The organism is Paraglaciecola sp. 25GB23A, assembly GCF_040012495.1.
GTDB lineage: Bacteria > Pseudomonadota > Gammaproteobacteria > Enterobacterales > Alteromonadaceae > Paraglaciecola.
Window position 1 is genome coordinate 1 of sequence record NZ_JBDYKM010000002.1, and the last position, 25,141, is coordinate 25,141.

A 25,141-nucleotide genomic window follows, 5' to 3' on the forward strand; every position below is an offset into this window, starting at 1 on the left:
GAGTGGTAGTTCAGTTGGTTAGAATACCGGCCTGTCACGCCGGGGGTCGCGGGTTCAAGTCCCGTCCACTCCGCCAACTTTAATATTGTTAGATTTGTTTTGATTACGCTGGAGTGGTAGTTCAGTTGGTTAGAATACCGGCCTGTCACGCCGGGGGTCGCGGGTTCAAGTCCCGTCCACTCCGCCAATAAATAGTCGACATTCAAACAGTTCCCCACAGTTATCTTTTTAAAATTCTCCTTTTCATCTTATCTTTGTTAAATTATTAACTTTGTTCCTAATACTTTGTATTTTTAGCGCCCCATAAATTGCTATGATAGGCACAGAATATAATCGCTGCTGTGCGCATAGTTGCGCCAAGTGAAAAATTAATTGGTATGGGATATCGTCATTTCTATGAGTGAATTACTCAAATGCACAAATTTAAATAAAATATTTAATGAGGGTGTCAATCAGGTTCAGGTGCTAAAAAATGTCAGCTTTAGCATTGCTAAAGGTGAGCAGGTGGCCGTTGTTGGCAGTTCAGGCTCAGGTAAAAGTACCTTGCTGCATTTATTAGGTGCACTAGATAAGCCCTCAAGCGGCCATGTTTGGTTTGAACAACAAGACATCTTTAAGTTTTCAGCTAATCAACAAGCGCAATTTAGAAATGAATCTTTAGGATTTGTCTATCAATTTCATCATCTCTTACCTGAATTTAGCGCTTTAGAAAATGTCGCAATGCCTCTGCTTATTGCTAAAAAATCCGTTAAATTTGCTGAGCAAGAAGCCATGGCAATTTTAACTAGGGTAGGCTTGCAACATCGCGCTACTCACAAACCTGCAGAACTCTCTGGTGGAGAAAGACAACGGGTTGCTATTGCTCGTGCTCTCGTAAATAAACCCAGTCTAGTATTAGCTGACGAACCTACCGGTAATTTAGATCATAAAACCGGTGAAGGCATTTATCAGTTACTCCGTGAACTGCAAACACAATTTCAAACCAGTTTTGTAGTGGTTACCCATGATATTGAGTTAGCCAGTAAATTAGACCGCTCACTCAGTTTAATCGATGGTGAGTTGCAAGATTCTGCTAGCACGGAAACTGCCTAATGCCCTTAGTGTTTAGTTTAGCGTGGCGATTCAGAAGTAATAAAAGACAAAACGGCTTCATTTCATTTATTTCAGCCTCATCTACCGTTGGCATTGGTTTGGGCTGTTTTGTGTTGATCTTATTGCTGTCAGTTATGAATGGTTTTGAGCGAGAATTGCAGGACCGTTTACTGGCCATAATTCCCCATGGTGAATACACAGCGGTAGATGTTAATGGCTTAGCTGATTGGCAAGAGGAGATTCGTAAACTGTCTGACGATAATCGTATCAGCTTTATTGAGCCGTTTGTAAAAGCCACTGGCATGTTGCAAAAAGGCAATGAACTCAAAGCAGTCGAAATGTCAGCCTTAAGTCCAGATTTTGCTGAGCAAAACCAAAAAGTAACTCAAGTTACCGATGCACAATGGCAAACATTTTTACGTAATGAAAATGCCGTTTTGCTGGGGCAGGGGATCATGCAACATCTCGAGCTTAAAATTGGCGATAAAGTGCAGTTATTGTTGCCACAAATTACTAATGATCTCAGTTTACGTGCGCCCAAGTCCTTGTGGCTAGACGTCGTTGGAAGTCTCAATTTAGCGGGTGAGTTAAGTAATCATCTTGGTTTAATGCATATGTCTTTGGCAGCAGAAACCCTAGGTGTGAAAAATGGCGCACAAGGCCTGCGTTTGCGGTTTAACGACCCTTTTGCCGCGCCTATTATCGTTCCTGAATTAGGCTTCGCCATGGCGCCAGAAGTTTATATGTCTGACTGGACAAGAACTGAGGGTAATCTATACCAGGATATCCAATTAGTGCGCAGTGTAGTTTATGTTGCTCTGATTTTGGTTATTGCGGTAGCGTGTTTTAATATTGTTTCTACTCTAGTCATGGCGGTTAATGAAAAACAAAGTGAAATAGCTATGTTGAAAAGTATGGGAGCGAAAGATTCACTCATTATTCAAACCTTTATGCTGCAAGGTTTATTAAACGGCGCAATAGGAACACTTTGGGGCGTAGTACTAGGTGTATTAATGGCGAGTAACTTGGCTCAGGTAGCTCATTTTGTGGAAACGCTTTTTAATGTGCAGTTTTTATCAGGTGATGTGTATTTTATTGATTTTTTACCATCAGAGTTGCATTGGAATGAAGTAGTGATGACAGCCATCATCGCCCTGTTACTGAGTTTGTTAGCTACCTTATATCCTGCACTAAAAGCAGCAAAAATTAATCCGGCAGAGGTGTTAGGGCACTAAATTTCTAGGATAAAAAAAGAGCGCATTAAAGCGCTCTTTTTTGTTTAACTTAGCGCTGACTAGTTTATTTCTTCGTATTTAAGTCCGGCCTTAGGGTCATTGTAAACCGATACATCTAGTTCTTTTTCGCTTTTTGCTACGATACATGAGACCACACAATCGCCGGTAACATTAACCGCCGTTCTGGTCATATCTAATAAACGGTCGACGCCAATAATTAAGGCAATTCCTTCTACGGGCAAATTGACTTGCTGCAGCACCATCGCCAACATTAACAAACCCACCCCCGGCACACCCGCTGTACCTATTGAAGCCAGTGTCGCGGTCAGGATCACCATTAAATAATCCGAAACACTTAGGTCAACATTATACACTTGAGCTATAAAAACGGTGGCAACACCCTGCATAATCGCAGTGCCGTCCATGTTTATAGTCGAGCCCAAGGAGAGGGTAAACGACGCCACAGAGGTTTTTACCCCTAGTTTCTTATTGGCTGTTTCAATGGTTACTGGCAAGGTCGCGCTGCTACTTGCTGTACTAAAGGCGAACATTGCTGGCTCGCGCATTTTTCTGAGTAAAGTTAGGGGATTAAGACCACTGAATAACTTGAGTACAATAGGATATGTCACCAGTGCATGGACAAATAAGACGAACAATACCAAGAAAAAGTAAACGGTTAGACCTTGGAAGGTTTTTAAGTCAGTGGTGGCCGCCAGTTTTGCCATCAATGCAAATACACCGTAGGGCGCAAGGTTCATGACAATGGTAACAACCCGCATGATTACTTCATTTAAATCATCAAAAAAAGTTCGTAAACGCTCTCCGCTGGCGCCTTTTATCATCGCTAAAGCAACACCAAAAAAAGCTGCAAATACAATAATTTGTAACATATTGCCCTGGGCCATAGCCTGGATAGGATTGGAAGGCATCATATCGATAATGACTTGTGCCAAAGAGGGCGATTCACTGGGTGCATAGCTAGCGTCAGTCGCCAAATTTAAACCCACACCGGGTTGGACGATAATGGCAAATACAATGGCTAAGGTAATGGCTACGGCTGTAGTCGTAATATACAAACCTACCGCCTTTCCACCTAAACGCCCTAGTTTACTTGGGTCACTTAAACTGGCTGTACCACAAACCAAAGATATAAATACCAGTGGGACCACCAACATCTTCAGAGCGTTAATAAATAAGGTGCCGATGACGGTAAATATACCCTCTACTAAAAAGGTATACGTAGAAATATCAGTGTCGAATACACTAAACGAGAAATCTCCGCTATCATCACTTAAGAGTTTTAATATACCGCCTATGGCGATTCCTGCCAGCATGCCGATAAAGATGCGAGCGGTAAGACCTAACTTATGATGGGGAGTTGGGGTGGCTTTAGTCATAGCATTCCTGATTTTATTATTAGTATTAGTATTTATTACGATTTAAACAGACCGTTAGCTATAGACTAGCAAGTTTGTTGAATAAGCTGAACCAGAAAAGTGAGCAGTGGTGTCACTTTAACTAAAATGTGTGAAAGGACTTTATATGATGTTACGTGTAAAAACTCTAATAACAGCTCTCTTGTTGATGAGCTTAGTTGCTTGTGGTGGAGGTTCTGGCGGAGGAATTGAGCGAGAAACAACCACTGGTGGGGGCACAACCACGGGGGGCGGCACGACTACAAATACTGAACTGAGTATTTCTTTGGCCCTTACTGATGCCAGTGGTGCGCAATCAAATCAACTGGCGAGTGATAATCCTTTAACCGTGTCTGCAACTGTCACCAATAGTGATAGTAATATAGTAGGTGACACCTTAGTCACATTTACCTTTGCACCGACTGGTTTAGCTGATTTTTCTAATGATGCGGGTACCGCTACGACTGGGACATCGGGCATTGCCACTATAGGTTTGACAGTGGCCAATGATTCTGGCGCAGGCACTGTGGTTGCTACTTTGAGCACAGGAGAAACGGCGTCTATAACTTTTAATTCAACTGGGATCACCCAGCAAAATGAACAACCTGCTTCACTTGATTTGTATGCGAGTTCGATTCAGTTAGCCTCAAGTGGCTCGGATGTTGTTGAGCTTATTGCCTTGGTTAAAAATATCGATAACGTGCTGATGGAAGGGGTTGAAGTCACTTTTTCTGCAAATCAAGGCGCGTCTTTAGCTTTGCTACAAGGCATAACCGGCGCAGATGGTCTTGCTCGTGCAACACTATCAACCCAAAATAATAAAGAAAATCGCACCGTAACGGTAACGGCTAAAACGGCTAATTTGCCTACAGAAACATTAGACATTGAGGTGGTTGGTACGCAAATTAATATCAACGGTTCATCCTCTGCTATTGTTGGTAGCGAAGTTCCATTAACAATTAATTTAGTGGACTCTGACGGCAATGGTATTCCAAATCAAAATGTTGTTTTAACGGCGCTAAACGGTGTCTTAAGTAATACAACGCCACTGACGTCTGCTTCTGGCCAAGTAACCATTAATTATACTGCTAGCAGCGCTGGTACTGACGTTATAAGTGCTGCAGCCCTTAATGTGCAAAGTGATTTTTCAATTGTAGTGCAAGAAGATGACTTTTCGTTTTCTACTACACCTGCTGCTGAAGTTGCCCTTAATGATGCCACTTTATTGACGCTTACCTGGCTTAAAGACGGTGTACCCTATGCGAATGGGCAAGTATCAATTACTTCATCTCGAGGTCAGTTCACTGCCAACTCCGCAACAACCAATACTAGTGGGCAAGTCAGTTTTACTTTGCAATCAGATAATGCCGGTTTTGCTTCATTATCAGCCACAGGATTGGATGCTGATAATAACCAAGTCAGTGCGCGTACTCAGGTCGAGTTTATCGCCACTCAAGCAAATAGTATTATTGTCGATGGGACGCCAGACTCTATAGGTCCAAGTGGTCAAACTGCTACTATTACCGCGGTTGTACGCGACATCAATGGTAATTTAGTTAAAGGTAAAAAGGTTAATTTTCTAGTAGATGATGTTAGCGGCGGGACAATCTCACCCAATCAAGCGACAACTGACAGAAGTGGCATTGCCTCAACGGTATACACCTCCAATGCAGTAAGTAGCTACGAGGCGGTTAAAGTACATGCTACCGTTGATGATACTCCGTCTATTAGTAGTTTTACCTTGCTAACAGTAGGTGATAGGGCGTTTGATATATCAATTGGCACAGGTCGTTTGATGGAAGCGCCTCAGCAGTCTTCGTATTCTAAAGAATTTTCAGTCTTTGTAACTGATCCTGATTCAAATCCAGTCGCCAATGCTCTAATGACATTTTCTGCACCACCAGTAAAATTCACTGACGGTGGCGTATTTTTTAAAGGATATTGGATCTGGGACACTATAAATACGATTTGGCTACAAGAGATAACGGCGACTTGCCCTAATGAAGATATCAATGGTAATGGCATACTCGATGCTGGGGAGGATTTTAACGGCGATGGGCTATTGACCCCCGGTAATGTAGTATCCATTCCATCATCAGGTACAACAGATGTAAACGGGCAAGCATTGATTAATGTGTCATATGCAAAACAATTTGGTGCTTGGGCCGCTGTGGATATCTCTGCTAAGGCGCAGTCAGCAGGAAGTGAGTCAGAGGAAAGTCAGATATTTTCGTTACCGGTTTTGACCGAAGACTTAAAACAAGAAGGTTCACCACCACCTTCTAGTCCTTATGGCACTGGCCCGAGTTGTAACGATAAAGAATAATGACAAAAGCCCAGTTAAAACTGGGCTTTTTTTTTACTTCTGTCTATCGTTATGCGTCTGAATATTTATTCGCGGCTAAAGCCGCTCCTACTCTCAAAAATACGCTGAATCGTCTAATATTGTATTTATCTTCATTCAGCTTAGGACTAGTGGCAATTAATGAGTCAAATGTCATGCAAGCTTTGCGCAGCACGACAATTGCACAGCACAGGGACTCCAAGGGCGCAAAGTGCGAAACCCTGTAGGTCCTCTGGCCAAAAAAGTTCTGAATTAAAGTCTAGTCCTTCGATTGAATTATCAAACGTCAACTAAATCATTTGAAACGGATACACAGTACCTAACTTCAATAGCTGAGTTAACTCATCCAATGCCGTTCTTGACTCAATCAGAAGTTGAGGATCGCGTAAGTCATCAATTAATAACTCATCACGATAGTGGGTATCCACCCAATTGTTCAGACGCTCAAACAGCGCATCATTCATTAATGTGCTTTGATTCACAGCCGCGCGTTCTTGTTCGGTCATGGCAACCCGTAAACGCAAACACGCAGGGCCACCACCATTGCGCATGCTTTGTTTGACATCAAAAAACTTCACTTCTTGAATGGGGGTATTTAAGCTGACCAGTTTTTCAAGGTAGGCCGCGACAGCTGGATTTTCCTCACATTCAGATGGTGCAATAATGGCCATAGAGCCGTTTGGCAAGGTAATAATTTGGGTATTAAACAAATAACTCTTAATCGCATCTTGCAGACTCACATCTTGGCTATCAACCCGAATAAAGTGTAATTCTTTGTCACCGAACTTACGTTTGATTTCGTCTAACGCTGATTGTGTTTTATGGAAGGCAAGTTCGTGGTAGAACAGTACGTTTTGATTACCCACCGAAATAACATCGTTGTGAAAGACACCTTGATCGATAACGTCTGGATTTTGCAGTACATAAACGACCTTGTCATCACTCAAACCATGTAGTCTAACCACGGCCTGACTCGCTTCAAATGTCTGTCTAGCTGGATATTTTTTGGGTGCTGGTTTACTGCTGTCAAAGGCGTGGCGACCATAAACAAAAATTTCTACGCCAGTCTCATCATAAGCTGAACATAATCGAGTGTGATTAGCCGCGCCCTCATCCCCAAAATGTTCGTTATCGGGTAGATGTTGATGATGAGAAAAATGCTTTGGATCAGTAAAAATAGCTTTTAGTATATTGCCAGTTACTTGCGGCTCTAGTGAGCGATGAAACTTATTGGTTAAATTGGCTGGTGTGAAATGCACTTTACCATCATGAGTATCAGCACTGGGAGAAACGGTGGCTGCGTTGGCTGTCCACATACTTGAAGCAGAACAGCAAGCTTGAAAAATAGCCGGTGCTTGTTTAGCAGCTTGGCTAAGAACTTGAGCGTCAGTGCCTGTGAAACCTAAACGACGCAGTGCATAGACATCAGGACGCTCTTGTGGCGCTAGGACACCCTGAACCATACCAAGGTCTGCCAGTGCCTTCATTTTTTTTAAACCCTGCTTAGCGGCCTGTTTAGGGCTGCTTGATGCACTGGCATTATTTAAAGAAGCCACATTGCCATATGATAAACCTGCATAGTTATGAGTTGGTCCAACTAAGCCATCAAAATTCACTTCAAACTGTTTCATTTTTACCTCTGTTATTTTTGCATGCTGACCATCAAGGTCTGTTTTTATCGAGATCTTTTTACTTAAAGTGGCCTACGAAACAGGATTAAAAACGTAAGATAGGCGCGAATGGCTTGGTATTATACTGCTTTTAAGTGAACTGCCAACTTTGTGCTTGCAAATTTTCGCTGCATTAGTCAGTGTAAAAAAAGAAAATCAGATAACTATGAAGAAGAACTTGTTTTCTATTCACTTTGTAGATATATGTTAAAAAGCATTTTCCACTAATAAACTCATCATTTGAGCTGTTTAGTGAATAAAAACCTAAAAAAATCAAAAGGTTAATACCAATATATGGCAAAGTCTCTAGTCATTGTCGAGTCTCCGGCAAAGGCAAAAACAATTAATAAATATCTCGGCAATAATTTTATTGTGACATCCAGTGTCGGCCACGTTCGAGACCTCCCAACCAAGGCTTTGGGTAAAGTAGCGCCTAAAAAACCAGCAAGTGCACTAAAAAACTTGTCTGAAAAAAAGCGTGAAGAATATTTAAGACATTACGAATATCAGAAGCTTGTTGACAGAATGGGGGTGGATCCAAAGGATAACTGGCATGCTCACTACGAAGTGCTCAGTGGCAAAGAAAAAGTCGTTAATGACTTAAAAAAATTAGCTAAAAATGCGGATACTATCTATCTCGCAACGGATTTGGATAGGGAAGGGGAAGCCATTGCTTGGCATTTGCAAGAAATCATTAATGATCCAACTAAGGATTTTCAGCGAGTGGTGTTCAATGAGATCACTAAAAATGCCATTCAAGAGGCGTTTTCACACCCAGGTAAATTAAATATAGAGCGAGTCAACGCTCAACAAGCACGGCGCTTTTTAGACCGGGTTGTGGGCTTTATGGTCTCGCCCTTACTGTGGAAAAAAGTCGCGCGTGGTTTGTCTGCCGGCCGCGTACAATCGGTCGCTGTGCGCTTAGTGGTTGAGCGTGAACGTGAAATTAAAGCATTTGTTCCGGAAGAATTCTGGGATTTGCATGCTGATCTACTCACAGCAAAGTCCACCGAACTGCGTATGCAAGTGGTTAAATACCAAAAAGAGAATTTTAAACCTTTAAACAAGGTGCAAGCTGAAAAAGCCCAAAATGATCTGCTAGATGCCGACTACACCGTGGTCAGTCGCGAGTCAAAACCCACGCAAAGTCGTCCTTCAGCACCGTTTATTACCTCTACGTTACAGCAGGCTGCAAGTACGCGTTTAGGTTTTGGTGTTAAAAAGACCATGATGATGGCGCAGCGCCTTTATGAGGCCGGTCACATTACTTATATGCGTACCGATTCAACCAATTTAAGCGGTGAAGCGGTCGAGAATTGTCGTAACTATATCAACGATAATTTTGGTGATAAATATTTACCAAATAAAGCTTTAAGTTATGGCAGTAAAGAAGGTGCGCAGGAAGCGCACGAGGCCATACGACCTTCTAGTGTTAATGTGAAATCCGAGTCACTGACGACTATGGAGCGAGATGCTCAGCGTCTTTATGAGTTGATTTGGAAACAGTTTGTTGCCTGTCAGATGGTCGCTGCACAATATGACGCGAGTACCATACGAGTGGCTGCTAATGATTATGAGTTAACGGCTAAAGGTCGAGTTTTAAAATTTGACGGTTGGACTCGTGTGCAAAACCAAGTTCGCAAAAAGGGTGAAGAAGATTTGTTGTTGCCGGATGTAAAAGAAGGCGAATTACTAAAGCTTAAGGCCTTAAATCCCAAGCAACATTTCACCAAGCCAATTGCAAGATTTAACGAAGCCTCTTTGGTTAAAGAATTAGAAAAACGGGGTATTGGTCGACCTTCCACTTACGCCAGTATTATTTCTACTATTCAAGACCGTGGTTATGTGCGCCAAGATACCAAACGATTCTATGCTGAAAAAATGGGCGAGATTGTTAACGATCGTTTGATGGAGAACTTTGACGATTTAATTTCATATGATTTTACCGCCAAAATGGAACAACAGCTTGACGATATAGCAACAGGAAAGGCGCCTTGGAAAGGCGTTTTAGACGATTTTTACACTGACTTTGAGCAGAAGCTACATCAAGCTGAAAAACCGGTTGAAGAGGGCGGGATGCGGCTTAATCAAGCTGTACCAACGGTGATTGAGTGTAAAATATGTAGTCGACCAATGAATGTTCGTACCGCCAGTACCGGTGTGTTTTTAGGGTGTTCTGGTTATAACTTGCCACCCAAGGAAAAATGTACGGGTACCATGAATTTGGTATCTGGCGACGACGTTGTTAAAGTCGATGACGAAGAAGAGTTAGAAACTGAATTACTCAGAGCTAAACGTCGTTGTGGTATTTGTGGTACCGCTATGGATAGTTACTTGGTTGATGAGGGCCGCAAGCTGCATGTGTGTGGTAATACTCCTACTTGCGAAGGTGTTTTTGTTGAGGAAGGTACCTTTAAGATAAAAGGTTACGAAGGGCCTTTATTAGAGTGCGACAAATGTGGTGCCAATATGGAGTTGAAAAACGGCCGTTTTGGTAAATATTTTGGTTGTACTAATGAAGAATGTAAAAATACTCGCAAGTTACTAAGAAGCGGTGAAGCCGCGCCTCCCAAGGAGGATCCAGTTGATCTTCCCGAGTTAACCTGTGAAAAGTCTGATGCGCACTTTGTATTGAGAGATGGGGCTGCTGGGATCTTTTTGGCGGCACACAATTTCCCTAAATCACGAGAAACGCGGGCCCCCTTGGTCAAGGAGTTGGCCAAGTTTAGGGATAGGTTGTCGGAGAAGTTTTATTACCTAGCAGATGCACCCGCTAAAGACCCTGATGGTAATGCGACTTTAGTGCGTTATAGCCGCAAAACTAAGCAGCAATATGTGATGTCAGAAAATGCCGAAGGCAAGGCCACAGGTTGGTCTTCTTGGTATGACGGCAAAAAGTGGAAAGCAGAAGACAAACGTAAAAAAACAACATAACAGCGTCCTGAGCAATCGGACTTAAACCTGCTCGATAGCACTGCTATCGAGCTTTTTTATTTATAAAATGGGTAAGTAACATGGCATTATCACTGCAAGAGCAGTTACTCAAAGCGGGCTTGACCGACAAAAAGAAGGTCAAACAAGTTAAACTGCAAAAACATCAACAAGCTAAGGCTCAGCAAAGACACAATGTGATTGAAACTGACGAGGCAAAGGCTGCAGCAGCGCTCGCTATTGAGGCGAAAAAAGCCAAAGATCGTGAGTTGAATCAACAGACCAAACGAGAAGCTGAAAAGAAAGCTGTTGTTGCGCAGATCAAACAGTTGATTAGCGTTAACAAGCAGCCCCGAGGTAAAGGAGATGTGGTGTGTAATTTTACCGATGGTACCTTGATTAAGCGCATGTATGTCAGTATTGATACGCAAAAATCTATTTCACAAGGTAAACTTGCCATTGTTAAATACGAGCAAGGTTACGAGTTAGTGCCAATGCCGGTGGCCGATAAAATTACTGAGCGTGATGCACATGTTGTGGTATATCGGGTTGACAACATCAGCGCTGAAGACAAAATTAGCAGTGAAGCAGATGATTGGTATGCGGATTACCAAATTCCTGATGATATTAGTTGGTAATTAGCTTGTTTGCCCTAACTAATAAAAAGCCTAAGCTGCAGTATTAAGCCGGTATATACAATTAAAGTATCGGTTTTTTTAATTTCAAGTTTCAATCTTCTGCGTATTCAACGCCATTTTTTCTGTTGATCTTAGTCTTATTTATACTGTATAAACTACTGTATAGATAAGCGTGAGTTATTTTCAATTCCTATTCTAACCATGAATCATAAATAGCCCATCACTAACGAGATTTTAGCGTTGCGAGAATTACCCAGTAAATATTATTTAAGTCACTTTCAAGAGTTTATGGCTTATTTAAAGCAATATTGTTTAGGCTTATTAACCACTGAACAACTTGCATTTATTCAGCAAGTAGACGCCCTAGAGCACGATACTTTGTGTATGTTGGTGAGGGTGATTAATCGTAAAGGCACGGTGCTTGATCGTAATAAATTAAGCTATACAGAAATACTTAATGTACAACAACAGATTGATACCCTGCTCAAGGTGCAATTACTGCGACCTTTGCAAACAGCAGATTATTTAATCTGGTTGCCCAGCCTAAGTAAAATACAATTAATTGATTTACTAAAACATCAGTTAAACGCTGAGTATTCTGCCTCAAGTTCCAAAACTCAGTTGCTGTTAACGGCAAGTGAACATCCGTTGGCAAATACCCTTGTATCAAGCGCTGCAGCTAAGCCTTATATCGTTAAGGGTTTTGTTGAAATTTGGCAGTATTTACTTTTTTTATATTTTGGCGAGCTCAATAGCGGCTTGGATAAATTCTCCATGCGCGACTTAGGTGTATTGAAAACTCGAAATAGCAGTGATGTTTTAGTGGCGAGATTTAGTCACGCTTGCCAAGCGCAAGAGGCATATAATTATGCGCAAAAATTGCAAGTCATAAAACACCAAGTTACTAATTCAATGCAACTGATTGAATGGGCCCAAGCAGAGTATCTAGCGCCGCAGGGCGAGACAGCAAATCGCTATGCCAATGAGTATTATTATGAATTAGGTAAACAATTAATTAAGTCTAATGTACAACTAGGACTGACTTGTCTTAGCTATTCACAATTGGCTAAGGCCCAACAAAAGTACCTGCGAGAAAAGTATAAAACTGGCGCAAAAGAAGAGGTTAAAGCAGAACTTGAAGTGATTTTATTGCACAGTAAAGACGCTAGTTTGTGTGCTTTTGCAGAAGACTTTTACCAACGTAAATTTCAGCAAGCTAAATTGAGTAAATTAACCCAAATATTGCGCCAATCTACTCAGCAAATTTGGCTTGATGAAATATTCCGCGACAGTCCTGAAAAAGGCGTAAAAGCCCACTACCAACAGCGACAAATAATTGCAATACGCACAGAAAATCGTTTATTTAATGCTCTATTTGCACTATTTTTCTGGCCGGAATTATTTCATAAAGATGAACAAGCGATTGCCTGTGAATTTGATCGTCGGCCTGCCTCAGTGCGTGAAAATCGGGTATATGCCACATTAGGACCGCTCCTTGAAACTAAATTAGCTCTGCTCAACGAGCCAGACAAAGCAATCAGTTATTTAGCAAAAGTAGCCGCAAGATATTACGGTCAACCGAATGGCATGTTTCGTTGGCACAGCAAACTATTATTAATTTTGAAACAATTTCTCATGTCTGCCCCTCCACAAGCCGTTATAAGGCATTTGCGCGCCATGACAAAAAACTATCATGACTTACGTGATGGTTATCCTGATTTAATGATTATTGAAGATGGCAAATTGCGTTTTGAAGAAGTTAAAGCTCAAGGTGATGTGATTCGCCCAAATCAATTAGTGACTATGGAGGCGCTGCAAAATGCTGGTTTTGATGTGGGAATATGCCGCGTAAGCTGGGCGATTAATCCTGAGCAAGCTTATGTTGTGATTGATGTTGAAACAACTGGAGGGAAAACGGCAGGCCATCGTATTACCGAAATTGGCGCAGTTAAAGTGGTCAATGGTCGGGTGGTTGATACTTGGTCAAGTTTAATTAATCCGCAACGCCATATACCAAAATTTATTACTCAGTTAACCGGTATTAGTAATGAGATGGTAAGTGATGCGCCGCTTTTTTGTGAAGTTGTTGATCGACTTGAGGCTTTTATGCAGGGCAGTGTTTTTGTCGCGCACAATGTTAACTTTGATTATGGTTTTTTTAAATTAGAGTATGAACGACTCGGTAGGCCTTTTAGTATGCCAAAATTGTGTACCGTCAGAGAGACGCGAAAATACTTCCCTGGTTTGACGTCCTATTCCTTAGGTAAACTTTGTCGTGAGTTTGATATCGAATTAACGAGCCATCACCGAGCATTATGTGATGCTAAAGCGGCCGCCCAGTTATTAATTATGGTCAATAACTGCAAACAACAGGTCGGTGAGGAGCTTAGGAATTAGTTTTATCGGCTAATTCGTTGTTGATAAACGTCATGCATTCCGACTTCGTGGCAAAAATGCGTTGATTGATGGGCAAGGGTAGATGACTTGCTTGGCGTACACTATTCACCTGACTGGTCAATAAGGCTGAACTTATCTGATAGGCGGAGGCCACACAGCCTTTCAGTATTGCGTAATTATGTAATTCGATTGATTTGTGTTGTGCTTCTTCAGTCATCGCTTCACACAAGGTAAAATCGGCATAATGACCCCATTTCTCTTGGTCTAATTGAGCAATGAGTGCACAAAAATCTTGATTATAGCGACGTGAAAAGCTCTCACCCACAGCACCTTCTATGATGGCGCAGATAATTCCGTGTTCGATACTAAGTTGATAACTACCGTATTTATCTTTGTAATTCAGACTAGTACTCATAAATTAGGTCAATATTTCAATTTACATACTGAGGAGCTCAGTTTACCCATGCTACAACACTGAGCAAGTGATGTTTTGTTTTTGCAGCTGGATACAGTTAATGTTGCCTTTGTCGAAACTAGGCGTGGCAAAAATCGCCACACCAAAAAGCATCTATAAGCATACAATTGTAGTTGTATGAAACAAAATATCGTTGTGGCTATGTGGTTTATTTAACCGCTAGTATCTTACTAATTAACGCTGCATCATCGGGTAATAAGTTAGATGCGGGTAGACGAGGTACAAGATCTCTCCAAAGCGGATGTAGGGCAAATGCTTTTTTAAACAGCGGTAGGCTTTCATCAACGCGGTCCACCGCAGCTAATGTCGCAGCGTGCCAAAAGATGGCTTCATGGTTATCTGGCATCATCGCTTCTGCTGCAGAATAAGCTGCTAGTGCTTCATCAATTTTGCCTATTGTCATCAAGTCATCACCCTCTGTCATCTTGCGGTAAGTGCGAGCAACATGTAATAAGCGACTAAGTTCACTAATGGGTTCAACATTGTCTTCAACCCGCAAGTCGACCACGCGACCTTTCCATACCGGCGTGCCTTTATCACCTTCAACGACTAACATTGCAGCAGATTGTTTACCACGAATATCACCGCCTTCTGCTTGTGCCGCTTGTAAAGCAGCCATCATACGCCCGGCTAAATCCTCTTTACTGCTAAGAAAAGCACTTGCCATGGCTTGACAGACAGAGGCTTTTTCCATCAAGTTCGCTTGTACTGTAAAGTCTTCACCAACAATGTCGCAATGAGCATTAATTGCCAGCGCCCCAGTATGTACGGCATTATTACCATTGGCGTCAATCATGCCTATTTGACGAACATTTTGATGCTCATCTTTGGCCAATAATGCCTGCAGTGTTTGTTCCGCACTATTGCCTTGCTCCATCATGGCCAGACCCAGTGGACCATAACTCACTTCAATAAAGCTTTGTGTTGCCACGGCACCAACGCCAGGCTGGGCCCAGATAACATCCGCTCCGACGGAAAACCAATGTGATTGCACTGCAGCCCCCAATTGACCAGTCGCAGCGTCGCGAGCAACAATGGAGTAAGTGTGAGCTGGCCTTAAGGGTAAATTAGGCCGTTGATACTTATCATGGCTATCATGGCTATCATCGTTGGCAACGGTAACACCACTGCCTAAAAGGCTCGTTAACACTAGGCAAATTGTCCAAGGAAGACTGTGTTTCATTATAATGTACCTCATTGTTTTTCTTTTAGCATAAAACGGTAAAAGTTTTGTTTTAGAAATATGTTTAAAAAAGTCAGTATAAACAATGTTGCTAAAAGCGATTTTAAGTAAGCTAGATGGCGGCTGGTTTTGCCTCACTTGTCAGCGTCGAGGCTATCTCGTCTTTGTTGGTTTCTACTGGAATAAACACGGGTTCAACCTTCTTATCGCCAGTAATTAAACTCACTATGCGCCAGTCAGACTTGGGTTTGATGTTATTATTGGTGGTAAATAGCGTCACTTGACCCTGAGTGTCGATGGCGGCCAATTTTAATGCTCTGTCAGCATATTCAAGTTGATAAGCTTCATAGTTAAACTCTTCGCTCAGACGGGTCGTTTTTATTTTGGCACCTTTGGTCACCCAGCTCGCTAATTTACCGTAAGTAATACCGTCGGCAAACAAACCTAAATTTTTAGTATATGAGCCTGAAACCTGATGACTCGGTCTTTGTTGTTGCTCATTATTACTCAAACCCAATACGGTGCCTTTACCTAATTCATATTCAAAATGATAGGTTAACATTGGGTTCAGTTGTTTATAGGGAGACATAATCAACACTTTACGATAGGCGGTTAAATCGAGTTTGCGTGAAGCATGATCTGACATCGGATTGCCAAAATATGTACTTATATTATCCATTCTAGCTAAACGCAGGGCGTCCCAGTTGGTATCTGCCAGCAGTACGGGTACGTCATAGGAGCGTAACTCTTTGGCGAACATCCGATTAAATTGTCCGGCACCAAAAATTAAAAAGCCATTAGGTGCAGCTGAACGAATTTTCAAATACTCTGCCACTTTCACTGAACTTAAACTTTGAATAACAACTGTGGCGATAATAACCAAAAAGACCATAGGTACTAATAAGTCGACTTGTTGATAGTCTAAGGCTTCAAGTTTTAAAGCGAATAAGGCTGATACAGCAGCGGCAACAATACCGCGTGGTGCAATCCAGCTGAGTAAGGCAATTTCGCGCCAATTAAGCCCTGTACCTAAAGATGAGATAAACACTGACACAGGACGAGCAACAAACATTATAGCAATCAAGACTAAGATAGAGCCCCAACCAACATGAATGAGGGAGTCGAGACTGATGCGCGAGGCCAATAAAATAAATAGGCCAGAAATCAACAAAACACTGAGGGTTTCTTTAAACTCAAGAATATCATCAACGTCTACATTACGCATATTAGCTAGAAACATACCCATAACGGTAACCGTTAACAGACCTGACTCATGAGCAAGCAGATTAGAACCAGCAAACGCGCCCAACATCAAGGTTAATACAGCAGTATTAACCAGATAATGTGGCACCCAATTATTCCGTAACATTTGTCCGAGCAAATAGCCTACAGAGGCTCCAATGCCAAATCCAACCAACAAAGTTGCACCGAAGGCATAAAGGGTATGGCTGAGTGCATTTTGCGTAGCGACTAAGTATTCAAAGACTAGAACCGCTAACAAGGCACCGATAGGATCGATGACAATACCTTCCCAGCGCAGAATATTAGACAATTTACTGCTAGGTCTGACGGTACGTAACATCGGTATGATAACAGTGGGCCCGGTAACGGTTACAATAGCACCAAACAGAAAGGCCAGTTCCCACGACATGCCCAAGGCATAATGAGCTACTGGCGCCACAATCCCCCATGTGATTAATACCCCAACGGTACATAGATTTCGCACCATGGAGCCATGACCACTTAAATCTTCAAATTTAAGGGTTAATGCCCCTTCAAATAAGATAATCGCCACAGATAAAGATACGATAGGGAAAAGTAAATCACCAAATAAATCGTCTGCATTTAGCATTCCGGTGACAGGTCCAACAATTATGCCTACTACTAACAAGGGCAGAATTGCTGGGAGTTTAATTTTATAAGCAAAAAACTGGCAAGCGATAGATATTAAACCAACAGCAACCAAGGGGATAATAGGGTCGTTCAAAACGCCGCCTTATTTAAAATACTTCAGAGGGGGCTGATCAGACCACAAGGGTATTACCTAGATCAATATTTAAAAGGTAATAAACCCAAAAAATATGAACTTTTCGCCATGTTTAGTTTGTCGTAAGGAATATAGGTGTGACTATTCATAATAGTAGAAGTAAAGTCTTTACTCCGCTGCCTTTGAAGGGCATCGATGCAGGCGATTGTCGACGTTTTCAAAAGAGAATAGTTAGTGGGGGTATTTTTCAACGTTTGATCAAACTAAAAAATCGCATAAATGACCGAGCAGACAAGGTTGTCGGTCAATGCTAGCTGACAAATAGCCAGCTTGTTTTCATGCGACTGTGTATTACTGATAATTCGATATTACCAATTTATCTTAATTAATTGACGACCTTTGTGCTTTGTGTAAACTCGAAATTTCTTCAGACAATTGATATTTTTTGTCTGTCACGATGGCTTCTAATACTTCTAGTCGCGACTTCATTGCCGCTAATTCATTCTTAAGGTTATTTTTTTCTGAGTCGTTCAAACTGGCGTTTAACTTTGCCATATCTTTTTTGTGTGAGGTCCATGTTCCATAAATGACGATGGGTAATACAAACGCAAACAAAATAATCATGACAAAAATCATACCTTCATCCATAACTTTCTCCTTAATTTTAGGTGTAGTGAATAACATATCTATAGGATATTAAGCAGATATTAGACCAATGTTTATTTTTGTTTATATTCAATGAGTTAAGATTTCATCTCATCTTCATCAATAAAATAATCGGTGGATCTAACCACATATTGGTTAAATACACCGCCGGTTTATCCCAAAAATAACTATTATCTAGCAGTCCAACCACCGTCAAGCACCATGGTTTGAGCGGTAATATTACGAGCCGTATCGGCTATCAGGAACGCAGCAGTTGCACCTAGCTCATCCATTTCAATAAAAGCTTTCTTGGGCATGGGCTCTAACATGATCTTGTTGACTACTTCAGTTTCACTTATGCCATGTTCAATTGCTTGTGCTGCGATTTGTTTATCTACCAAAGGAGTACGCACATAAGCGGGGCATATGGTATTGATGGTGATATTGCAGTCTCCGGTTTCAAGTGCGACGGTTTTTGCAAAGCCCAATAAACCATGCTTAGCGGCCACGTAGGCTGACTTAAAAGGGGAGGCAACCAGCGAGTGAACTGAACCTATATTGATAATACGGCCATAGTTTTGTGCGCGCATTGAGGGTAAAAATGCCTGAGTTAATAAGGCGGGTCCTACCAACATAATGTTGATCAATTGCTGCCATTTGTCGGCCGGGAAGTCTTCTAAACGAGCGACATGCTGAATACCGGCATTGTTGATTAGGACATCTATTTTTAGTGGTAGAAGCTGGACAGGTAAGGAGGCTATTTGCGCTGCTTGACTAACATCTACTTCAATCGCTGATGCTTTAAAGCCTAACTCATTTAGGGTTTGGGCGGCAGCTTGAGCAGCACCTAATTGTAAATCAGCAATGATAATTTGATGACCAGCAGAAGCTAGTTGTTTAGCAATACCAAAGCCAATACCACTGGCTCCTCCGGTAATGAGAATGTTTTTTGACTGCATTGTGCCTTCCTATTGAAATGAATAATGTTGTAAGGCATTCGCCAGTTGTCTTACTGCTTGAATTTGTTTGCCGTCTTGTGTGGCATAGTTTTCATCAGCATAACCCCACCAATCCCAGCATCCTTGTGGATTAAGAGGCAAAAAGGTGGAGTTTTTAGTTTGTGGATAGAGCACCACCATGTGATTACTGTCTGCCCAATTATTGAGTCCCGAGTGTTCGACATATTGCTGCTGGATACTTTGTGCATTTTGGTTACAGCCATGAAAACTAATATGCAGTGAACACGTTGCACCTGAGGCACAAGTTTGCGGAATATAGGCGTAACCTTTGTCTGCTAGGGTGTCAGCGGTTTGACCACCAAGTTTCTGCTGATCCAACTCAATGACTTTGCCTTGAGGTTGCGAAACTCGCGGTGCCAGTTCATTAAATAGAAAACCTAACATGGCACCTGCCGCATCATATTGGCAGTTGCCTATATAGGGAGATACGGACTCTTGGCAATCTCCGCCATAATCTAGGGTGGGGAACAAATGTGACGCCGCAATATCGCTGACATAAGCCACGTGGTCTTTGCCAACCCATTCAACATATTGCTGATAAAGCGCTTGGCTTACTGCGGGCATTACTTTGTTATCTTGTTGTCCATGAAAGAGCCATACCTTGCTATTTTTTAGTTCACTTAAAGGGGCGATCTTTTTTTCAGAGGCATAGTTTGTCGCTTGCTTATTTAAGCTATCGAGTTCGATGGGATTAACCATCTTATTAACACAGTGCTCAAGGGCAGTCTTAATGCTGCCTTGCGCGCAGAAATAAGGGCCGCCAGCGATAATACCTATTTTATTAACCCAATCTGAGTGAGCGATGTGAAATTGATTGGCCATATAACCACCACTCGAAAGCCCTGAAACACTAATATGCTCTAGATCAAGTTGAAGCGGTTGTGGTGAGGCAAATACACCGCTAGCACTGATACTTAAGACCAAAAATAACAGTTTGTTTTTCATATCAATTACCTATTGCTGTAAAAATTGTTTAATTTTTTGACCTTGCTGGCTAATAAGCGATACGCCATTTAAATGACCTAAGTTGCCTTCTAACTCGATAAGCTCACTGTGTTTACCTTGTTCTATTAGGATTTGATGAGCCCGTTTGGCCAAATAAGGCATTAACAAGAGGTCATTATCCGAGGGTAAAAATAGGGTCTTGGCTTTTAAGTTTTTTAATCCTAGGGCGAGCTCACCTTGATGACCAGCAACAAAAAGTTGATTGGCTCTGACTAAATATAATAAGTGGTTGGCATCCATTAAGGCCGCGCGTTGTTTTGCTCGTTCGTGCAACCAAGTGACAATGGCAGGTGATTGATTAATATCTTGCAAGATTAACGCTTGGGATTTTTGGCGTTCAATGTCGTTTGTTTGCGCTACTTGATTAAAAAATTCGGGAGTCAGAGCCGCTTGAGTAATAAACATTAAAGCACTGGTGAGTCCTTCAGTCGGAGCTTCAGAATCATAATAGTTGCCTTGCTGCCAATTGGGGTCGAGGCGGATTGGAATGGACCATTGTTCTAACATACTGCTGCCCCAATCGTCGGTTTCACCACTACCCACAATTGAAATCATACGAGGTACCCACTCTGGATAAGCGGCCGCCCAATCTATAGCTTGCATTGAGCCCATTGATGCCCCAACCACGGCATGCAATTGGCTAATGCCAAGAGATTCAAGCAAGGCTTTTTGCACGTTAACAAAATCGCGGATCGTCACGACGGGAAAGGTAAGCCCGTAGGGTTTGCCTGTATCTGGGTCGATAGATGCTGGACCCGTTGTAATGGTGTGAGGATCATTGGCGTTTAAGTTGACTAAGGTGTCGACACTGATGACAAAATATTCATTAGTATCAATTGCTTTGCCGGGTCCAATAATCGCGTCCCAATAACCTGCTTGGGCATCGTCTTTAGAATATTTTCCTGCCGCATGAGAATTGGCTGAAAAATAATGGGTTATCAAAATAACATTATCTTTTTTGCTGTTCAGCTCTCCGTAACTTTCGAATCCCACCGCAAGCTGCTTAATGGTTTTGCCACCAAAAGTAGTAAATTCGTCAATTTCAAAGCGCTGTTTGTCCACCAATAATTCACTTTGTGCACTCAAACTAAAGAGCAAACAACAGCCTATAATAAATTTATATATCATTTTTTATTCGCTTCTCTTTATCATTAAAACCATGAAAACAAGGCAACGGCCAGACTAAGACCAAGTAGAGGAACGACCACCGTTAAAGCGCCAACAGCCCAATAGGCACGCTGATGAGTTTCATGACAAATCGCTCTAATTGTCGTCACAACATAGCCATTATGTGGTAATGAGTCTAATGCACCAGAAGAAATAGCAGCAATACGATGCAACTCTTCGGGGTCAACCCCTTGATCCAAGTAATGTGGCGCAATCAGTGGCAATACTATAGCTTGACCGCCCGACGCGGAACCTGTCATACCTGCGATAACACTGATGGCAATAGCCGCCCCGATTAACGGAGAACCTGGGATTTGTGTCATTAATTCAACTGCGTTTTGAAACGCATCAGTTGATTTAGCAATACTACCGAAACCCACCACGGCAGCAGTATTACCAATGGCTATTAAGGCACCGGTTGTGCCTAGATTGATGGCGTCTTGAATATTCAGAAAATAGCGGTAATTAATCGTTACTAGGGTTAATACACCGCCTCCTAAAGCAATAATTAAGGCTAATTGTTGTAGGCTATCATGTAATAAAAACGATAGTACTAACACCACAAGTAAGGGAATAATCCCAGTGATAGGATGGGGTAGTTTACGTTCGATAATTTCTGGATCGTGATCCTTATGCTCGAAATGTTCTCCATTGGCAACTGCGTTATCGATCATGCGTTTGCACCACCAATAGCCGAAGGTTGCCATAAATATGGCGACCACTAAACTTACTTCCCAAGCCGCAAAAGGCGAGGTGCCTAAAAATTTAATTGGGATCCAATTTTGAATTTCCGGCGAACCTGCTGAAGTCATGGTAAAGGTAACGGAACCAAAGGCCAACACAGCGGGAATAAAGCGTCGGGGTAAATTAGCATCTTTAAATAAACTGACAGCCATGGGATAAACCGAAAACGCCACCACAAATAAGCTAACGCCGCCATAAGTTAAGATAGCACAGGCGATAATGACCGCGATCACAGCATTTTTTCTACCTAGTTTACCTACAATCCAATGAGCGACTGCGTCGGCTGCCCCACAATCTTGCATAAATTTACCAAACAGTGCGCCCAGTAAAAACATAAAAAACCACGAGGCAATAAAACCTGCAAAACCTTGCATATATAAAGTGACAAAATTGCCATCACCGATAAAAACAGGCATTGCATTTGTCAGCGCCACTAATAACGCACAAAGAGGGGCGGCAATAAACAAATTGGTACCGCGAATTGTTAACACAATTAGCAGGGCTAATCCGCCTAATAAACCGAGTAAACTGAGCATACAGCTATCCTTTAAAGTTAAGTCAATGATCGTAGACCTAAGGTAAAGCCAGCGTATTGTGTGGTGATACCAGATAATTTCCCATAGTACTATGGTACTAGATACCTTTGTTAAGAACTGATCTAAAGTGCGGTTGATCGTAGGCAAAACGTAAAAAAATAATTAAAATCATGTAAACAGGACTCGTTATGAATAACACCAGTAAAACATCATTTTCTACCCGCACATTAATTAAATATCCACGTTCACTCTGTGCCTTAGCTGTCGCAACCGGATTGGCCGGTTTACCCGTAATGGCTCAAGAACAAGAGACTGCAGCCGATAAAAAAGGCTTGGAACGTATCGAAGTGACCGCCCGTAAAACGGTGGAAAGTTTGCAAGAAGTACCGATTTCAGTCACCTCTATCGGTGGCCTTGAGTTAGACGAGAAAGGCATTTCAGTATTAACCGAAATTCAACAATTTTCGCCAAACACGACGTTGCAAAACAGCCGAGGCACCAACTCTACTCTTACTGCATTTATTCGTGGTGTAGGCCAACAAGATCCTTTATGGGGATATGAGCCTGGCGTTGGTATTTACATTGATGACGTTTATGTTGCTCGTCCTCAAGGCGCAGTATTAGATTTACTTGATGTATCTCGCATTGAAGTACTGCGTGGTCCACAAGGAACACTGTACGGTAAAAATACCATAGGTGGCGCCATTAAATATGTGACCAAACCTATGAGCGGTGATGCTGAACTTAACGTCAAAGGCACTGTAGGTAGTTATGCTCAGCAAGACCTTAAAGTAACGGGTCAATATCCATTAATGGAAGACAAGTTATATATTGGTTTTGGTTATGCAAACTTGAGTCGTGATGGTTTTGGTGAATATTTAGTGTCTGCCTTACCCAACCAAGATTTAGAAAACTATAACAAAGACTTAAGCGCTACCCGCGTAACCTTAGAATTCACCCCGTCTGATGATTTGTTTTTCCGCTTAGCATGGGATAAGACAACGGACGACTCCAATGCCAAAGGCGGTTATCGTTTAGTCCCTAGTATTTTGACCAATGCACCCGTGCCAGCCAGTGTGTTTGATTCTTACACCAGTTTACCGACTGAAAACAAAGTTGAACTAGAAGGCATTAGCTTGACCGCTAACTGGGATATTAATGATAATCTCGCCCTAAAGTATATTGGCGCGAAGCGTGAAAGTTATTCACCAACTAATATCGATTTTGACAATACCCCTCTTGATATCTTTGATGTACCGGCGATCTATGATGACAATAATACCACCCACGAAATTCAATTAAATTATCGTGCAGATGGTATGTCAATCGTCAGTGGTATTTATGCCTATGACGGTGAGTCATGCGGACAATTTGAAGCCATACTTGGTGTGTTCGGGCGAAGCTTAGGTTTACCTGGCTTGACTAGAGAAGTGTCAGGTTGTAATAACAGCAACAGTACCGCTGCTTACGTGCAAGGTTCGTTTGATTTGACCGAGCAGTTGTCTTTAACTGTTGGTGCCCGTTATACCAATGAAGAAAAACAAGCCGATGTTAATAATGGCTTAGTGTTCGCTAGTGTTTATCCGGAATCAGGCTGGATCCCCGGTTATACGCGACCCGATGGTAACTTAGTTCCTAAAGTGTTAGGCGAAGATTCAAATGACGACGGCACCTTAGATAAAGCTAAATCTCAAAGTTGGTCACGCTTTACTCCGCGTGTTGGTTTGGAGTATCAAGCTAATTCTGACCTAATGTTCTTTGCTAGTTATTCTCAGGGCTTTAAATCTGGTACTTTTAATCCAAGAGCAACCTTAAATGAACCGGCTGCCGATCCAGAAATTGTTGATTCAATTGAAGTAGGGATGAAAAGCGACTGGTCTGATAACTTGCGGGTTAATCTAACTTTATTCTCACTAGATCATAAAGACCGTCAATACATTGGTGTTATACCCAGTGACGACGCGACCGTGTTAAATCAGTATTTAGCCAACGTAGCAGCGTCTTCTGCCAAAGGGATAGAAGCTGAAATTACTTATGTGGCCAGTGATAATCTGACGTTTGATGTTGCCTTAGGTACTTTCGATTCAAAAATTGAAGAAAATAACTCTGTGCCACCTTTATTAGGTATTTCTAATACGCCTAAATACACCATGAATTTCTCGGCAAATTACGTCATTGAAAGTGGTGTAGGTGATTTCATTGTTAATGCCAATTATTACTACCGTGATGATTATCGTTTGTTTGAGGACAGCGATTTATTGCAAGAAGACGGTTACGGTATGTTAAATATGAGTGTTAGTTGGCAGCATGAAGATGGTCATTGGTATGCAAGCTTACACGGTAAGAACTTGACCGATAAAGAATATCTAGTCGGCGGCTATAACTTTGTCGGCGTTAATGACGATGGTAGTTACGCGCCTGGTTTAGGGGGCGATACTACTCTAATTGGCTACTATGGCGATCCGCGTACTGTGAGCCTAACAGTGGGTTATCGTTTTTAAGCCTGAGTTTATGTAAAGTGTTTTTTAGTGTGTGTCCAAGTAAAGCGACCTGATTTTTTAGGTCGCTTTTTTGTTACTAACGTAGAAAATGTAAAGAGAAACTTGACTTGTGTGGTGTTGCTCAAGGTATGCTTGTGGTTAATCAACTACTAGTATT

General features: G+C 41.9%; 17 protein-coding genes and 1 tRNA gene. 8 read left to right on the top strand and 10 right to left on the bottom strand.

The genetic code is table 11. The features are described from left to right. Positions 1 to 110: 110 nt before the first annotated feature. From ABKW31_RS05200 to lolE, 3 genes are all read left to right on the top strand, one after another. A tRNA-Asp gene (locus ABKW31_RS05200) sits at positions 111 to 187 on the top strand. Between the two features lie 209 nt (positions 188 to 396). Continuing rightward, complete coding sequence (gene lolD, locus ABKW31_RS05205; protein ID WP_348615209.1) at positions 397 to 1,092, top strand: lipoprotein-releasing ABC transporter ATP-binding protein LolD; 696 nt, start codon at positions 397 to 399, stop codon at positions 1,090 to 1,092. Continuing rightward, positions 1,092 to 2,327 carry a lipoprotein-releasing ABC transporter permease subunit LolE gene (lolE, locus tag ABKW31_RS05210; protein ID WP_348615210.1) on the top strand — a complete coding sequence of 412 codons (1,236 nt, stop codon included), beginning with the start codon at positions 1,092 to 1,094 and terminating at the stop codon, positions 2,325 to 2,327. Before lolD ends, lolE begins: the two co-directional genes overlap by 1 nt. A 59-nt stretch (positions 2,328 to 2,386) precedes the next feature. Here the strand turns inward: lolE and ABKW31_RS05215 are convergent, their stop codons facing one another. After that, positions 2,387 to 3,724, bottom strand: coding sequence for a dicarboxylate/amino acid:cation symporter (locus ABKW31_RS05215; RefSeq protein WP_348615211.1), 1,338 nt, complete (start codon positions 3,722 to 3,724; stop codon positions 2,387 to 2,389). A 145-nt stretch (positions 3,725 to 3,869) separates the two neighbouring features. Here ABKW31_RS05215 and ABKW31_RS05220 point away from each other — a divergent pair, with 145 nt between their 5' ends. Next, a complete protein-coding gene (locus ABKW31_RS05220) occupies positions 3,870 to 6,068 on the top strand; it encodes an Ig-like domain-containing protein (RefSeq protein WP_348615212.1) in 2,199 nt (732 codons plus the stop codon). Between the two features lie 308 nt (positions 6,069 to 6,376). Here the strand turns inward: ABKW31_RS05220 and astB are convergent, their stop codons facing one another. Continuing rightward, positions 6,377 to 7,717, bottom strand: a complete 1,341-nt coding sequence (astB, locus tag ABKW31_RS05225; RefSeq protein WP_348615213.1) for an N-succinylarginine dihydrolase — start codon at positions 7,715 to 7,717, stop codon at positions 6,377 to 6,379. A 333-nt stretch (positions 7,718 to 8,050) separates the two neighbouring features. Here astB and topA point away from each other — a divergent pair, with 333 nt between their 5' ends. The 3 genes from topA to ABKW31_RS05240 all read left to right on the top strand — a co-directional run bounded on the left by topA (position 8,051) and on the right by ABKW31_RS05240 (position 13,722). After that, positions 8,051 to 10,690 carry a type I DNA topoisomerase gene (gene topA, locus ABKW31_RS05230; RefSeq protein WP_348615214.1) on the top strand — a complete coding sequence of 880 codons (2,640 nt, stop codon included), beginning with the start codon at positions 8,051 to 8,053 and terminating at the stop codon, positions 10,688 to 10,690. Positions 10,691 to 10,770: 80 nt separating this feature from the next. Next, positions 10,771 to 11,325: a DUF2058 domain-containing protein gene (locus ABKW31_RS05235; RefSeq protein ID WP_348615215.1), complete on the top strand. Its 555-nt coding sequence runs from the start codon at positions 10,771 to 10,773 to the stop codon at positions 11,323 to 11,325. Positions 11,326 to 11,565: 240 nt separating this feature from the next. Then, positions 11,566 to 13,722 (top strand): exonuclease domain-containing protein, encoded by a 2,157-nt coding sequence (locus tag ABKW31_RS05240; protein ID WP_348615216.1) that lies wholly within the window; start codon positions 11,566 to 11,568, stop codon positions 13,720 to 13,722. Here the strand turns inward: ABKW31_RS05240 and ABKW31_RS05245 are convergent. The 8 genes from ABKW31_RS05245 to ABKW31_RS05280 form a co-directional block, all read right to left on the bottom strand. Further along, positions 13,712 to 14,137, bottom strand: coding sequence for a hypothetical protein (locus ABKW31_RS05245; protein WP_348615217.1), 426 nt, complete (start codon positions 14,135 to 14,137; stop codon positions 13,712 to 13,714). The two genes, ABKW31_RS05240 and ABKW31_RS05245, sit on opposite strands and share 11 nt — an antisense overlap. Positions 14,138 to 14,345: 208 nt before the next feature. Beyond that, the gene (locus ABKW31_RS05250) at positions 14,346 to 15,380 is read right to left on the bottom strand and encodes a DUF1028 domain-containing protein (protein WP_348615218.1); all 1,035 of its coding nucleotides are present in this window, start codon (positions 15,378 to 15,380) and stop codon (positions 14,346 to 14,348) included. Between the two features lie 112 nt (positions 15,381 to 15,492). Then, positions 15,493 to 17,367: a sodium:proton antiporter gene (locus tag ABKW31_RS05255; protein ID WP_348615219.1), complete on the bottom strand. Its 1,875-nt coding sequence runs from the start codon at positions 17,365 to 17,367 to the stop codon at positions 15,493 to 15,495. A gap of 381 nt (positions 17,368 to 17,748) precedes the next feature. Continuing rightward, the gene (locus tag ABKW31_RS05260; RefSeq protein ID WP_348615220.1) at positions 17,749 to 18,015 is read right to left on the bottom strand and encodes a hypothetical protein; all 267 of its coding nucleotides are present in this window, start codon (positions 18,013 to 18,015) and stop codon (positions 17,749 to 17,751) included. A 188-nt stretch (positions 18,016 to 18,203) separates the two neighbouring features. Continuing rightward, positions 18,204 to 18,971, bottom strand: a complete 768-nt coding sequence (locus tag ABKW31_RS05265; RefSeq protein ID WP_348615221.1) for a 3-hydroxybutyrate dehydrogenase — start codon at positions 18,969 to 18,971, stop codon at positions 18,204 to 18,206. A 9-nt stretch (positions 18,972 to 18,980) separates the two neighbouring features. Next, a complete protein-coding gene (locus ABKW31_RS05270; protein ID WP_348615222.1) occupies positions 18,981 to 19,976 on the bottom strand; it encodes a PHB depolymerase family esterase in 996 nt (331 codons plus the stop codon). 9 nt (positions 19,977 to 19,985) lie between these two features. Further along, positions 19,986 to 21,164, bottom strand: a complete 1,179-nt coding sequence (locus ABKW31_RS05275) for a homoserine O-acetyltransferase (protein ID WP_348615223.1) — start codon at positions 21,162 to 21,164, stop codon at positions 19,986 to 19,988. A 23-nt stretch (positions 21,165 to 21,187) separates the two neighbouring features. Continuing rightward, positions 21,188 to 22,483, bottom strand: a complete 1,296-nt coding sequence (locus ABKW31_RS05280; protein ID WP_348615224.1) for an SLC13 family permease — start codon at positions 22,481 to 22,483, stop codon at positions 21,188 to 21,190. Between the two features lie 188 nt (positions 22,484 to 22,671). Here ABKW31_RS05280 and ABKW31_RS05285 point away from each other — a divergent pair, with 188 nt between their 5' ends. After that, on the top strand, positions 22,672 to 24,984 hold the full coding sequence (locus tag ABKW31_RS05285; RefSeq protein ID WP_348615225.1) for a TonB-dependent receptor: 2,313 nt from the start codon (positions 22,672 to 22,674) through the stop codon (positions 24,982 to 24,984). Positions 24,985 to 25,141: the final 157 nt, after the last annotated feature.

What these genes read in the sequence shown, in the direction of transcription:
- lolD (WP_348615209.1), top strand. Translation starts at nt 397, where the DNA reads ATGAGTGAATTACTCAAATGCACAAATTTAAATAAAATATTTAATGAG.
- lolE (WP_348615210.1), top strand. Translation starts at nt 1,092, where the DNA reads ATGCCCTTAGTGTTTAGTTTAGCGTGGCGATTCAGAAGTAATAAAAGA.
- ABKW31_RS05215 (WP_348615211.1), bottom strand. Translation starts at nt 3,724, where the DNA reads ATGACTAAAGCCACCCCAACTCCCCATCATAAGTTAGGTCTTACCGCT.
- ABKW31_RS05220 (WP_348615212.1), top strand. Translation starts at nt 3,870, where the DNA reads ATGATGTTACGTGTAAAAACTCTAATAACAGCTCTCTTGTTGATGAGC.
- astB (WP_348615213.1), bottom strand. Translation starts at nt 7,717, where the DNA reads ATGAAACAGTTTGAAGTGAATTTTGATGGCTTAGTTGGACCAACTCAT.
- topA (WP_348615214.1), top strand. Translation starts at nt 8,051, where the DNA reads ATGGCAAAGTCTCTAGTCATTGTCGAGTCTCCGGCAAAGGCAAAAACA.
- ABKW31_RS05235 (WP_348615215.1), top strand. Translation starts at nt 10,771, where the DNA reads ATGGCATTATCACTGCAAGAGCAGTTACTCAAAGCGGGCTTGACCGAC.
- ABKW31_RS05245 (WP_348615217.1), bottom strand. Translation starts at nt 14,137, where the DNA reads ATGAGTACTAGTCTGAATTACAAAGATAAATACGGTAGTTATCAACTT.
- ABKW31_RS05250 (WP_348615218.1), bottom strand. Translation starts at nt 15,380, where the DNA reads ATGAAACACAGTCTTCCTTGGACAATTTGCCTAGTGTTAACGAGCCTT.
- ABKW31_RS05260 (WP_348615220.1), bottom strand. Translation starts at nt 18,015, where the DNA reads ATGGATGAAGGTATGATTTTTGTCATGATTATTTTGTTTGCGTTTGTA.
- ABKW31_RS05265 (WP_348615221.1), bottom strand. Translation starts at nt 18,971, where the DNA reads ATGCAGTCAAAAAACATTCTCATTACCGGAGGAGCCAGTGGTATTGGC.
- ABKW31_RS05270 (WP_348615222.1), bottom strand. Translation starts at nt 19,976, where the DNA reads ATGAAAAACAAACTGTTATTTTTGGTCTTAAGTATCAGTGCTAGCGGT.
- ABKW31_RS05275 (WP_348615223.1), bottom strand. Translation starts at nt 21,164, where the DNA reads ATGATATATAAATTTATTATAGGCTGTTGTTTGCTCTTTAGTTTGAGT.
- ABKW31_RS05280 (WP_348615224.1), bottom strand. Translation starts at nt 22,483, where the DNA reads ATGCTCAGTTTACTCGGTTTATTAGGCGGATTAGCCCTGCTAATTGTG.
- ABKW31_RS05285 (WP_348615225.1), top strand. Translation starts at nt 22,672, where the DNA reads ATGAATAACACCAGTAAAACATCATTTTCTACCCGCACATTAATTAAA.